The following is a 12037-nucleotide window of genomic DNA, read 5'->3' as shown; positions in this document are numbered from 1 at the left end:
CCCGGAATCAATGATTCCGGGGTATTCATAGGTGATAAATCCGTTTTTGGTGAGGGATGGTGCCCCGCATTCCGGACACCTGCCGGTCCCTTGCGCTACGCACGGCGGCGGGGGTTGACCGCGGTGAAGTCGGCCTGCTTCTGATTGGCCGGGCCGGGGCTTCCTACTGGCTGGTTCAACTCGGTTTAATTGTACGGCAGTTGGTTATGAGATCCGAATTGGCGGTTGGTGGACCCGGAAATGGGGGGCCGCCCGTCCGGTACGGCGGGGCGACCTTCGTCGTGGCGGCGCGCTACGAAAGAGGACGGCCGGGGTCCGGGCCGGCCGCCTAGGGTGCCGGGCGTGGAAGCGGTAGCGGGACTGAAGGGCCGGATGCGGGACGGCCGGCGGTGGCTGGCCCCGCCGGAGATGTGGTCGAGGCGCCGCATCGCGGGCGAGGCGGTGCTGGCGGCGCTGCTGCTGCTGTTCGCCCTGGGCGCCGAGGACCTGGTGGGCCGGTCGGCGCCGCCCGCGCTGATCGGCGCGGCCGTCGTGGTGCTGTCGCTGCTGCGGCGCAGGTTCCCCGTCTCCGTACTGCTGCTCGTGGGGGCGCCCGGCGGGGTCGTCGTCGGGTTCAGCCCGCTGCTGGTGCTGGTGGGCTGGTCGGCCGGGCGCAGGATCGAGGGGGCGGGCAGGGCGCTGGGCGCCTTCAGCGCCTCGTTCGCGCTCTACTTCGCCTTCACGGTCTGGGACAGCTGGCCGTGGGTGCAGTCGATCTCCCTGGCGCTGCTGCCCACCCTCACCTTCCTCGTCACCGTGGCGCTGCCCGGACTCGTCGGCCGCTACCTCGCGCAGCGGCGGTCGCTGGTGCACGCGCTCCAGGAGTACAACGCGCAGCTGCTGCGCGAGCGCGCGATGGTGGTCGGCCAGGCCAGGCTGCGGGAGCGGCAGCGCATCGCCCAGGACATGCACGACAGCCTGGGACACCGGCTGGCGCTGATCTCCGTGCACACCGGGGCGCTGGAGGTCGACCCCGACCTGACCGAGCGCCAGCGGGAGGTGACCGGGGTGCTGCGGGAGGCGTCGGTGACCGCCATGCACGAGCTGCGCGAAGTCGTCGGCATCCTCAGGGACGGGGTGGAGGCCCCCGAGCAGGCCGTGGACGAGACGGGGCGCGCGGCGCGCGGCATCGCCGGGATCCAGGGACTGGTGGACTCGGCGGCGGCCGCGGGCACGGCGGTGGAGCTGCGCTGCCCGGCCGAGGCGCGCCCGCTCGCCCCCGCGGCCGACCACGCGGCGTACCGGATCGTCCAGGAGGCGCTGACCAACGCCTACAAGCACGCGCCCGACGCGGCGATCGCGGTGGAGCTGCGCTTCGAACCGGACTCGTTCGTCGTGGAGATCGTCAACGGCCCCGGCGCGCGGCCCGCGGACGACGTGGTGAGCGGCGGCCAGGGGCTGGCCGGGCTGCACGAGCGCGCCCGGCTGGTGGGCGGCATGGTGCACGCGGGGCCGACCGCGGAGGGCGGCTTCCGGGTGGCGGGCGTGCTCCCGTACGGCGGCGACTACGGCGGCGACGCCGTGGAGGGCGCGCCGTTCGTCGACGCGGCCGACGACTTCCGGCAGCAGTCGGGGGCGGCGGGGCCCGGGAAGGGTGGCCGGTTCAAGGGCTGGGCCATTTCGGAACGGGAGCTGGCAGTGAGCAGGGGCAAGCGCAGTGGGTTCGCGGTGGGGTGCGGGATCGCGGTCGGGGTGGTCGTGGCCCTGCTGCTCGCGGTGGGCGTGGGCATCTACTTCCTGGTGGGGTCGCTGGACAAGGGGATGATCGAACCGGAGCAGTACCACCGGGTGAAGGTCGGCACGAGCGAGCAGAAGGTGCGGGACATGCTGCCCAGCGGCGACACCGTGATGACGTCGGGGCTCGACGGGAAGGGACCGAAGACGCCGGAGGGGGCCGAGTGCCTGGTGCTGATGTCGTCGGAGCTGGGGGAGGACATCAACAGCGAGCCCGTGTTCAGATTCTGCTTCAAGGACGGCAAGCTGATCGAGAAGAAGTCCTACGAGGTCCGGCGGTAGGCCCGGCAGTGGGCCCGGTGGTGGAGTCGGCCGTGGAGCCGGTAGTGGAGAAGGGCGTACGGGAGTGAGGCGGCAGTGGGCGTGACGGGCGCGGGGCCCGGGGCCGGGGGTCCCGCGGGGCCGCTCATCAGGGTGGTCATCGCCGACGACGAGCCGCTGATCAGGGCGGGGATCCGGATGATCCTCACGTCCGACCCGGGCATCGAGGTGGTGGGCGAGGCGTCCCACGGGCGCGAGGCCGTCGAGCTGGCGCGGGCCCACGCGGCGGACGTGATGCTGCTCGACATCCAGATGCCGGTGATGGACGGGCTCACGGCGCTGGCCGAGCTGCGCAGGTCGGCCCCCGCGACCCGGGTGATCGTCCTCACCACCTTCGGCGAGCGGGAGAACGTCCTGCGGGCGCTGGAGCACGGGAGCGCGGGGTTCCTGCTCAAGGACACCGCGCCCGCCGAGCTGATCCGGGCCGTGCGGGCGGCGGCGGCCGGGGACGCGTACCTCTCGCCGGGGGCGACCCGGCACGTGGTGGACCAGCTCTCGTCGGGGCGGTCGGCCGTGCGCAACGACGAGGCGCGGTCCCGGGTGGCGGCGCTCAGCGGACGGGAGCGCGAGGTGCTGGCGCTGCTCGGGGAGGGGCTGTCCAACGCCGAAGCGGGCAGGCGGCTGCACATGAGCGAGGCCACCGTGAAGACGTACGTCAGCAGGATCCTGGCGAAGCTGGGGTGCGACAACCGGGTGCAGGCGGCGCTGCTGGCGCGGGACGCGGGGCTCTAGGCGGGGACTCCGGGCGGGGGGCTCCGGGCGTGGGGCTCTAGCGGGGGCTCTGGGCGCGGGGCTCTGGAGCGGGGGCTCTGGGGCGAGGGTGCCGGGCGGGGGCGTGAGGCGGCTCCGGAGGCCCCGTGGTGCTCCTGTGGGTGACGGGCTTTTCCACAGGTCGGAGCTTGTCCACAGGGGGAAGACGTCCGCCGGAGCCCGGCGGTAACGTCATTGCCGGTTGATGTTGTTCGAGCCCTACGAACACTGGGGGAGGCGGCTGTCATGGCCGAGACCGACGTGATGGTGCCGGCGCAGCGGGCGACGGCGGGGGACCGGCGCGTCCCCGTGGTGCCGGGCTTCATGCGGAGCGGCGGCGACGGCTCGCCGAAGGCCGTCGGCAAGGCGCTGCGCGACCGGGTGCCGCGGTTGTCGCACGACTCGCTGGTGCTCGCGGTCGACCGGCCGGACGCGGTGCGCGCGGTGGAGGAGTCGAGCAGGGGCCGGGTGCCCGAGCTGGCGCCGATACGGGTGGGCCGGATGGCCGCGACGCCCTTCGCCTTCCTGCGCGGCGCGGCCGGCCTGATGGCCCACGACCTGGTGGGGACGCCGGTCACGGACATACGCGCGCAGATCTGCGGCGACGCCCACGCGGCCAACTTCGGGCTGTACGGCGACGCGCGCGGCGGCCTCGTCATCGACCTGAACGACTTCGACGAGACCGTGATCGGGCCCTGGGAGTGGGACGTGAAGCGGCTCGCCGCCTCGCTGGTCCTCGCCGGACGGCAGGCGGGCGCGGACGAGGACGTCTGCAGGGCCGCGGCCTTCGACGCGGTGGGGGCGTACCGGCGGACCATGCGGCTGCTGGCCAAGATGCCCGTGCTGGACGCCTGGAACGCCATCGCGGACGAGGAGCTGGTCTCGCACACGGACGCGCGCGACCTGCTCGGCACTCTGGAGCGGGTCGCGGAGAAGGCGCGCGGCAACACCAGCGCGCGGTTCGCAGCCAAGGCCACGGAGCGGTCGGGGGACGGCAGGCGGCGCTTCGTGGACGCGCCGCCCGTGCTGCGCCGGGTGCCCGACGGCGAGGCGGCGGCGGTCGCCGCGTCGCTGGGCGCGTACCTGGAGACGCTGCCCGAGGACCGGCACCCGCTGCTCGCGCGGTACGAGATACACGACGTGGCGTTCCGGGTGGTCGGCACGGGGAGCGTGGGCACGCGGTCGTACGTGGTGCTGCTGCTCGACCACCGGGGCGAGCCGCTGGTGCTCCAGGTGAAGGAGGCGCGTCCCTCGGCGCTGCTCCCCTACCTGGCGGCCGTGGACTTCGAGACGCCCGAGGTGGAGCACGAGGGGCGCCGGGTGGTGTTCGGACAGAAGCGGATGCAGGTGGTGAGCGACAACCTGCTCGGCTGGACGACCGTCGACGGCAGGCCCTACCAGGTCAGGCAGTTCAGGAACCGCAAGGGCAGCGTGGACCCGGCGGCGCTCGCCGCGGACCAGCTGGACGACTACGGGCGGATGACGGGCGCGCTGCTGGCGCGGGCCCATGCGCACAGCGCCGACCCCCGGCTGATCGGCGGGTACTGCGGCAAGAGCGAGGAGCTGGACGAAGCGGTGGCGGCCTTCGCGGTGGCGTACGCGGACCAGACCGAGGCGGACCACGCGGAACTGGTGAAGGCGGTCAAGGACGGCCGGATAGCGGCGGAACCGGGGGTGTAACGGCGGAACCGGGGGTGTAGCCACGCACTCGCGCGCCCGCGGGCTGTGGCGCGTGTTGGGGCGCGTGTGGGGGGCGCGGGCTGGGGCGGCGTGTTGGGGCCGTGAGCTTGAGGCCGTGCGTTGAAGGTTGCGCGTGCGTGCGAACGGAGGCGGGGAGGGAGGGCGGGGGGGGGAGGGGGAGGGAGGCCCCCCGAGGCGTGGGAGCGGGCGCGGGCGCCCGTAGGCTGGGCGGGTGAGCCAGGATGCCGCCCCTCAAGGGCCGACCACCCCGCACGACGAGCCTTCGGGGCCGCCCGGGGCCGCACAGGACGAGCAGCGGCCCGAGGCGCGGCTGGAGAAGGCCGTGCGGGTCGCCGAGCAGGCGTTGATCGAGTTCGAGATCGCGGTGGAGACGTTCCGGGTGGAGGTGGAGAACTTCTCCCGGCTGCACCACCAGAAGCTCGGCCCGATGTACACCCGCCTCGACGAGCTGGACGCCGAGATCGCCGAGGCGCGGGCCGCGCTCTCCGGCGACCCCGACGACCTGCGCAAGGCGCGGGAGGCGCGGGCCGCCGTACTGCCGATGCCGGAGGTCGAGGAGCTGTTCCACGGCTGGATGGACTCCGACGGGCTCTCGCCCGAGGCGTCGGCGATGCTGACCGAGCAGCCCGTGCGTCCGCCGAAGCGGGTGCGGCCCAGCGAGGAGGCCCGCAAGCTCTACCGCGACCTGGCGCGCAAGGCCCACCCGGACCTGGCCCAGGACGAGCGGGAGCGGGCGCGGCGCGACGAGTTCATCTCCCGGGTGAACGCCGCCTACGGGCGCGGGGACGTCGCGCTGCTCCAGGAACTGTCCGACGAGTGGGCGGCCGGGCCCGTGCCCGAGCCGCAGCGGCTGAGCGAGAGCGAGGAGCTCTACGCCCGGCTGGAGTGGCTCGCGGCCCGCAAGGAACTGCTGACCCTGCTCGCCAAGGAGCTGGAGGAGGGCGCGATCGGCGCGATGCTGCGGATGGCGCCCGACGACCCCGACCGGCTGCTCGACGAGATCGCCGAGCAGCTGCTCGCCCAGGTCGCACAACGCGAGGCGGAGCTCGCGGGGCTCGTGCAGTAGCGTTTCCGGGGACTTTTGCCGCGTGCGTACGAGAGAAGGCTGACCCATGAACTTCGCCCCGCTGCCCTCGGTGGACATCGCGGCGGTGCCGGCCGACGGGCTGGTGCTGGACGTGCGGGAGAACGACGAGTGGGCGGCGGGGCACGTCGAGGGCGCGCTGCACGTCCCGATGAGCGACTTCGTGGCCCGCTTCGGCGAGGTGACCGACGCGGTGGCCGACGGCCGCACGGCGTACGTGATGTGCCGGGTCGGCGGGCGGTCCGCGCAGGTCACGCAGTACCTGGTGCAGCAGGGCATCGACGCGGTGAACATCGACGGCGGGATGCTGGCCTGGGACGGCGCTGGGCGCCCGATGGTGAGCGAGAGCGGCAACCCGGCGTTCGTCCTCTAGTCCCCGCCCCCGCCCCGCCCCTCGTCCCCCCCCCGGCCCCCCGGGGCCTGCGGCCCTTCGGGTCAGCCGCCCAGGGGGTGGGTGGCCAGGAGGTCGCCCAGGGCCTCCTCGTGGGCGGCGGCCGGGCCGAGGGACAGCTCCAGCTGCTTGGCCCAGGCGTGGAAGCGGTGCAGCGGGTAGTCGGTGTCCGCGCCGAAGCCGCCGTGCAGGTGCTGTGCCGTCTGGACGACCCGGCGCACCCCGTCCGACGCCCAGACCTTCGCCACCGCGACGTCCCCGGCGACGGGCAGCGCGCCGCCCGCGTCCGTGGCGATGCGCCAGGCGGCCTGCCAGAGGGTGACCTCCATGGCGCGCAGGTCGATGTAGCGGTCGGCGGCCTGCACGGCGACCGCCTGGAAGGTGGCGAGCGGGAAGCCGAACTGTTCGCGCTTTCCGGTGTACTGGGCGGTCATCGCGAGGACCGCCTCGCCCAGGCCGAGCGCGAGCGCGCAGGTGCCGGTGGTGAGCAGCAGGCGCAGCCGCTCCCAGGCGCCGTCGGCGTCGATGACGGCGCCGCCGTCGACGCGTACGGAGTCCAGGGTCACCTCTGCCTGGAGCTCGCCGCTCGTGGAGAACTGGTCGGCGAGCGTGACGCCGCCCGCCGTCCGGGGGACCAGCGCGAGGACGGTCCGGCCTTCGGAGGTGTGGGCGGGTACGGCGACGAGGTCCGCGCTCCGTGCCCAGGGCACGCCCGTCACGACGCCGTCGAGCACCCAGCCGCCGCGCCGGTCGCCACTGCTGCCGGTGCCGCCGGTGCCGTCCCCGTGCACGTCGCCGTCGGTGCGGTGTGCGGTGACGGCCAGTTCGGCGGGGTCGTGGCCCGTGCGGCCGTTGGCGGCGGCGGTGAGGACCAGCTCGCCGCGGCCCACGGCGGGCAGGATCCGGGCCGCCAGCTCCGGGGAGCCGTGGCGCTGGACGGTCAGGGCCACGGCCGAGGTCTCCAGCAGCGGCACCCGCGCCAGTACCTTCGCGGACTCGCGCAGCACCAGGCAGAGCGCGATCGCGTCGAGCCCCGATCCGCCGTGCTCGGGCGCGAGGACCAGGCCCAGCAGGTCGCTGCCCGCGAGCGCGGCCCACAGCGTCCTGTCGAAGTCGTCGGCCACCGCGCCCGACGTCAGCGCGGGGCTCGGCACGCCGTCCGGGGCGACGCCCGAGAAGACGGCCCTGGCCGCTTCCACGGCCGCCTGCTGCTCCTCGGTGAAGGTGAAGTCCACGGGCCTGTCCTCCCACGCGCGCATTCGACCTGACGGGGCGTCAAGATAGAACACGTTCTACGGGATGGGAAGGCCGGCGCACCCCGCGCGGCCCCCCCAGCACGGACTCCAGCACGGACCCCCGTACGGTCGACCCGCGCGGTCAGCGGTCGAAGTCGAGTTCCACCTCCGGGGTCGCCGGACGGGACTGGCAGGCCAGGACGTATCCGGCGTCGGTCTCCTCGGGCTCCAGCGCGAAGTTGCGGTCCATCCGCACCTCGCCCGAGACCACGAACGCCCGGCACGTGCCGCACACGCCGCCCTTGCAGGCGTACGGGGCGTCGGAGCGTGCCCTGAGCACCGTCTCCAGCAGCGACTCGCCCTCCTGGACCGGCCAGTTGCCCGAGCGGCCGTCGAGCGTCGCGGTCAGTACGGCGCCCGCGGGGACGGCCGCGGCCTGACGGTCGGACACCGCCGCCGTGCCGTCCTCCACGTGGAAGATCTCCTGGTGGACCCGGCCGCGCCCGACGCCCAGCTCCTTCAGCGCCGCCTCCGCGCCCTGTACGAGCCCGAGCGGTCCGCACAGGAACCAGCCGTCCACGTCCGCCACCGGCAGCAGCGCGGGCAGCAGCCCCGCGAGCCGCTCCCGGTCCAGCCGTCCGGAGTCGAGACCGGACTGCTGCTCCTCCCGGGAGAGCGCCGTGACCAGCTGGAACCGGTCCGGGTAGCGGTCCTTCAGGTCGGCGACCTCGTCGAGGAACATCGTCGAGGCCACCGTGCGGTCGCCCCTGATCAGGCAGAACCGGGCCTCGGGCGCCCGCGCCAGCAGCGTCGCCGCCATCGACAGCACCGGAGTGATCCCGCTGCCGCCGACGACCGCCGCGAAGTGCCCCGCGCGCGGCTCCAGCACGAACCGGCCCGTCGGCGGCATCACGTCCACCGCGTCCCCGACCGCCAGCTCCTTGAGCGCGTACGTGGAGAACGCGCCGTCCTCCACCAGCCGGATGCCCACCCGCAGCACGGGCGCGGCGGGCGCGGCGACGGCGGGCGCGCAGATCGAGTACGTGCGCCTGATCTCCTCGCCGGCCACGAAGCGGCGCAGCGCCACGTGCTGCCCCGGCGTGTGGCGGAAGGTCTCGTGCAGCTCGGGCGGCACGGCGAAGGTGACGGCGACCGAGTCGTCGGTGAGCCGCTCGACCTCGCTCACCCGGAGCGGATGGAACATCTACAACTCCTTGAAGTGGTCGAAGGGCTCGCGGCACGACACGCAGCGGCGCAGTGCCTTGCAGGCCGTCGAGGAGAAGCGGCTCAGCAGCTCGGTGTCGGTCGACCCGCAGTGCGGGCAGCGCACCGAGAGCGTGAGCGGCACGGGCCCGTCCGCGGCGTGCGCGCGCGGCGGCGCTATGCCGAACTCGGCGAGCTTGCGCCGCCCGTCGGCGCTGATGTCGTCCGTCGACCAGGCGGGGGAGAGCACCTTGACGACGGAGACCTCCGCCACGCCGTGCTCGTGCAGCAGCCGCTCGATGTCCGAGGACATCGCCTCGACGGCGGGGCAGCCGGTGTACGTGGGGGTGAGCCGGACGGTGACCCGGCCGGGGCCGTGCACCTCCACGCCGCGCAGCACGCCCAGCTCCGCCAGGGTCAGCACCGGCAGTTCGGGGTCGGGCACGGACCCGGCGAGCGCCCGCAGCTCGGCCTCCAGAGCCGTGTCCCGCGATGCCTCCAGGGCCGTGTCCCGCGACGCGTACGACGCCGTGTCCCGCGACGCGTCCGGGGCGGTCTCCCGGGACGTGCCGGTCACCACGTCGCCCCCGGGTGGCTGCGGTGCAGGTGCTGCATCTCGGCGAGCATCCGGCCGAACGGCTCGGTGTGCAGCCCCTGCCGTCCCGCGCCCGCCGCCCAGGCGCCCGTCCGCGGCCCCTCGGGCAGGCTCAGCGTCGCCCGCTCGACCACGGAGGCGACCGAGGCGAGCCAGTCGGCCTCCAGCGCCCGCCAGTCGACGTCGAGCCCCTCGACCGGCTGGAACATCTCGCCGGTGAACCGCCACAGCGCGGCCAGGCCGTCGTGCATCCGCCGGTGGCTCTCGGCCGTGCCGTCGCCGAGCCGCAGCGTCCACTGCTCGGCGTGGTCCTGGTGGTACGCCACTTCCTTGACGGCCTTCGCGGCGATCGGGGCGAAGGGGCCGCCGCCCGCCGCCAGCGCCGCGTACAGCAGCCGCTGGTAGGTGGAGAAGTAGAGCTGGCGGGCGATGGTGCGGGCGAAGTCGCCGTTCGGCTGCTCGACCAGCTGGAGGTTGCGGAAGGCGCGCTCCTCGCGCAGGTACGCCAGCTCGTCCTCGTCGCCGACGAGGGAGAGCAGCAGCCGTGCCTGGCCCAGCAGGTCGAGCGCGACGTTGGCCAGCGCGACCTCCTCCTCCAGGACCGGTGCGTGGCCCGCCCACTCCCCCAGCCGGTGCGAGAGCACCAGGGCGTCGTCGCCGAGGGCCAGTGCGGCGCCCCGGGCGGCTTCGGTGAGGGCCGTGCCATCGGCGGTCCCGGTGGTTGCCGGGGTCTCGGTGCTCACAGGTGCTTCACCCCCTCCGGGATCTCGTAGAACGTCGGGTGGCGGTAGGGCTTGTCGGCGGCCGGTTCGAAGAACGGGTCCTTCTCGTCCGGGGACGAGGCGGTGATCGCCGCGGACGGCACCACCCAGATCGAGACCCCTTCCGACCTGCGCGTGTACAGGTCGCGGGCGTTGCGCAGGGCCATCTCGGCGTCCGGTGCGTGCAGGCTCCCCGCGTGGGTGTGGGAGAGCCCCCGGCGGGAGCGCACGAACACCTCCCACAGCGGCCAGTCGGTCGAGCTGCTCATGCCGTCGCCCCCTTGCGGTCGTGCGGTGCGTCTTCGGTCTGCGGTTCGGTTCGTGCCTCGGGTCGTGCGTCAGGTCGTGCTTCGGCCCGCGCGCCGCTGTGCTTCGCGGCGTACGCGGCGGCCGCCTCCCGCACCCAGGCGCCCTCCTCGTGTGCCCGGCGCCGCTGCGTCAGCCGCTGTTCGTTGCAGGGGCCGTTGCCCTTCAGCACGTCCCAGAACTCGTCCCAGTCGATCGCGCCGAAGTCGTGCTGCCCCCGCTCCTCGTTCCACTTCAGGTCCGGGTCGGGGAGGGTCAGGCCGAGCGCCTCGGCCTGCGGGACGGCTATGTCCACGAAGCGCTGGCGCAGCTCGTCGTTGGAGTGCCGCTTGATCTTCCAGGCCATGGACTGCGCGGAGTGCGAGGACTCGTCGTCCGGCGGGCCGAACATCATGAGCGAGGGCCACCACCAGCGGTCCACCGCGTCCTGCGCCATCGCGTGCTGCTCGGGCGTCCCCTGCGAGAGGGCGAGCAGCAGTTCGTACCCCTGCCGCTGGTGGAAGGACTCCTCCTTGCAGATCCGGACCATCGCGCGGGCGTAGGGGCCGTAGGAGCAGCGGCAGAGCGGGACCTGGTTGGTGATCGCGGCGCCGTCCACCAGCCAGCCGATCGCGCCGACGTCGGCCCAGGTCAGCGTGGGGTAGTTGAAGATCGATGAGTACTTCTGGCGGCCGGAGTGGAGCTTGTCGAGCAGCTCGTCGCGGCCGGTGCCCAGCGTCTCCGCCGCGCTGTAGAGGTACAGCCCGTGGCCCGCCTCGTCCTGGACCTTCGCCATCAGGATCGCCTTGCGGCGCAGCGAGGGCGCGCGGGTGATCCAGTTGGCTTCCGGCTGCATGCCGATGATCTCGGAGTGGGCGTGCTGCGCCATCTGGCGGACGAGCGAGGAGCGGTACGCCTCCGGCATCCAGTCGCGGGGCTCGATGCGCTCGTCGGCGGCCACGGCGGCGTCGAACGCCGCTTCGCGGGCGGCCTCCCGCTCCGCCTCGTGCGCCCCGGGCGTCGTGCGCCCCTCTGTCGCCACTGACGTCATCTCCAACTCCCCTACCGACCGATCGTTCGGTTCATTGACTTCAATGGTGAGTCTGCGGCCCGTAGGGTGTCAACCCTGTGGATAACTGCTGTGGACCGACGGGGATCGGGGCGGGATGGATTCGTACGACGACAAGGGCGCGGCAGATGTGCCGGCCGCGGCTCCCCGGCGTGCGGGCATAGCCGGACTCTCGCTGCCCTACCAGGTCGTGGCCGCCCTCGCGCTGGCCGTGATCGGCGTCTTCGGCCTCGTGCACCTGGGCATGATCTTTCTGCACGTCGCGCCCGCCAACACCGTGAGCAAGAAGCACGGAAAGACGATCGGCGAGTGGGTCTACCCGGAGTTCGAGCAGAACTGGAAGCTCTTCGCGCCCAACCCGCTCCAGCAGAACATCGCCGTGCACGTCCGCGCGCAGGTCAAGGGCCCCGGCGGGCGCTCGACGACCGACTGGATCAGCCTCTCGGCCGATGACGCCGCGGCCATCAGGGGCAACGTCATCCCCAGCCACGTGAACCAGAACGAACTGCGCCGCGGCTGGGACTTCTTCGTCAACTCCCACGACAACGCCAACCAGCCGATCGGCCTGCGCGGCTCGCTCTCGGAGCAGTACGTCCGCCGCATCGTGATGCTCCGCCTCGAAGGGCGGGACCTGGGCGGCGAGGTCAGGCGCATCCAGGTCCGCTCGTCCAGCACCTCGGTCGCGCCCCCGCCGTGGAGCGACGAGAAGTACTCGACCCGGCCCACCTACCGGGTCCTGCCCTGGTGGAACGTCCACGAGGCCGACCGGCCCGGCGGAAAGGCACCCGAGAGCCGTAGCGCGGAGGACGCGAAGTGAGCAGCACCAGCCCCCGGGGCACCGGAGCGCACGAGCCGGTGGAGCCGGACGC

General features: G+C 73.5%; 12 protein-coding genes. 6 read left to right on the top strand and 6 right to left on the bottom strand.

What is annotated here, in order from left to right; genetic code table 11:
• Positions 1–342 precede the first annotated feature (342 nt).
• From ACIBNE_RS13745 to ACIBNE_RS13725, 5 genes are all read left to right on the top strand, one after another.
• Positions 343–2055, top strand: coding sequence for a sensor histidine kinase (locus ACIBNE_RS13745; protein ID WP_399271579.1), 1713 nt, complete (start codon positions 343–345; stop codon positions 2053–2055).
• Between the two features lie 75 nt (positions 2056–2130).
• The gene (locus ACIBNE_RS13740; RefSeq protein ID WP_399271580.1) at positions 2131–2826 is read left to right on the top strand and encodes a response regulator; all 696 of its coding nucleotides are present in this window, start codon (positions 2131–2133) and stop codon (positions 2824–2826) included.
• A 264-nt stretch (positions 2827–3090) separates the two neighbouring features.
• Positions 3091–4524: a DUF2252 domain-containing protein gene (locus ACIBNE_RS13735; RefSeq protein WP_399271581.1), complete on the top strand. Its 1434-nt coding sequence runs from the start codon at positions 3091–3093 to the stop codon at positions 4522–4524.
• A gap of 232 nt (positions 4525–4756) precedes the next feature.
• Positions 4757–5611, top strand: a complete 855-nt coding sequence (locus tag ACIBNE_RS13730) for a J domain-containing protein (protein ID WP_399271582.1) — start codon at positions 4757–4759, stop codon at positions 5609–5611.
• Positions 5612–5657: 46 nt separating this feature from the next.
• Entirely contained in the window at positions 5658–6002 is a 345-nt protein-coding gene (locus tag ACIBNE_RS13725) for a rhodanese-like domain-containing protein (RefSeq protein ID WP_399271583.1), read from the top strand.
• A gap of 62 nt (positions 6003–6064) precedes the next feature.
• Here ACIBNE_RS13725 and ACIBNE_RS13720 read toward each other — a convergent pair whose 3' ends face one another.
• The 6 genes from ACIBNE_RS13720 to paaA all read right to left on the bottom strand — a co-directional run bounded on the left by ACIBNE_RS13720 (position 6065) and on the right by paaA (position 11150).
• Positions 6065–7255 (bottom strand): acyl-CoA dehydrogenase family protein, encoded by a 1191-nt coding sequence (locus ACIBNE_RS13720; RefSeq protein WP_399271584.1) that lies wholly within the window; start codon positions 7253–7255, stop codon positions 6065–6067.
• 142 nt (positions 7256–7397) lie between these two features.
• Complete coding sequence (locus ACIBNE_RS13715; protein WP_399271585.1) at positions 7398–8459, bottom strand: 2Fe-2S iron-sulfur cluster-binding protein; 1062 nt, start codon at positions 8457–8459, stop codon at positions 7398–7400.
• Positions 8460–8960, bottom strand: coding sequence for a 1,2-phenylacetyl-CoA epoxidase subunit PaaD (paaD, locus tag ACIBNE_RS13710; RefSeq protein WP_399271666.1), 501 nt, complete (start codon positions 8958–8960; stop codon positions 8460–8462). It lies immediately after the preceding gene.
• Positions 8961–9031: 71 nt separating this feature from the next.
• Positions 9032–9796 carry a 1,2-phenylacetyl-CoA epoxidase subunit PaaC gene (paaC, locus tag ACIBNE_RS13705; protein WP_399271586.1) on the bottom strand — a complete coding sequence of 255 codons (765 nt, stop codon included), beginning with the start codon at positions 9794–9796 and terminating at the stop codon, positions 9032–9034.
• Positions 9793–10083: a 1,2-phenylacetyl-CoA epoxidase subunit PaaB gene (gene paaB, locus ACIBNE_RS13700; RefSeq protein ID WP_267241764.1), complete on the bottom strand. Its 291-nt coding sequence runs from the start codon at positions 10081–10083 to the stop codon at positions 9793–9795. Before paaB ends, paaC begins: the two co-directional genes overlap by 4 nt.
• A complete protein-coding gene (gene paaA, locus ACIBNE_RS13695; RefSeq protein WP_399271587.1) occupies positions 10080–11150 on the bottom strand; it encodes a 1,2-phenylacetyl-CoA epoxidase subunit PaaA in 1071 nt (356 codons plus the stop codon). Before paaA ends, paaB begins: the two co-directional genes overlap by 4 nt.
• 115 nt (positions 11151–11265) lie before the next feature.
• Between paaA and ACIBNE_RS13690 the strand changes: the two genes are divergently transcribed.
• Positions 11266–11985, top strand: a complete 720-nt coding sequence (locus ACIBNE_RS13690; protein ID WP_399271588.1) for a DUF5819 family protein — start codon at positions 11266–11268, stop codon at positions 11983–11985.
• Positions 11986–12037 lie beyond the last annotated feature (52 nt).

Source organism: Streptomyces sp. NPDC050504, assembly GCF_044458065.1.
Classification (GTDB): Bacteria; Actinomycetota; Actinomycetes; order Streptomycetales; family Streptomycetaceae; genus Streptomyces.
Note: the sequence above shows the minus strand (reverse complement) of the source record. Positions and strands in the feature narration are given on the sequence as shown.

Coding starts and splice junctions, on each gene's coding strand:
- ACIBNE_RS13735 (WP_399271581.1), top strand. CDS start 3,091: ATGGCCGAGACCGACGTGATGGTGCCGGCGCAGCGGGCGACGGCGGGG.
- ACIBNE_RS13725 (WP_399271583.1), top strand. CDS start 5,658: ATGAACTTCGCCCCGCTGCCCTCGGTGGACATCGCGGCGGTGCCGGCC.
- ACIBNE_RS13715 (WP_399271585.1), bottom strand. CDS start 8,459: ATGTTCCATCCGCTCCGGGTGAGCGAGGTCGAGCGGCTCACCGACGAC.
- paaB (WP_267241764.1), bottom strand. CDS start 10,083: ATGAGCAGCTCGACCGACTGGCCGCTGTGGGAGGTGTTCGTGCGCTCC.
- paaA (WP_399271587.1), bottom strand. CDS start 11,150: ATGACGTCAGTGGCGACAGAGGGGCGCACGACGCCCGGGGCGCACGAG.
- ACIBNE_RS13690 (WP_399271588.1), top strand. CDS start 11,266: ATGGATTCGTACGACGACAAGGGCGCGGCAGATGTGCCGGCCGCGGCT.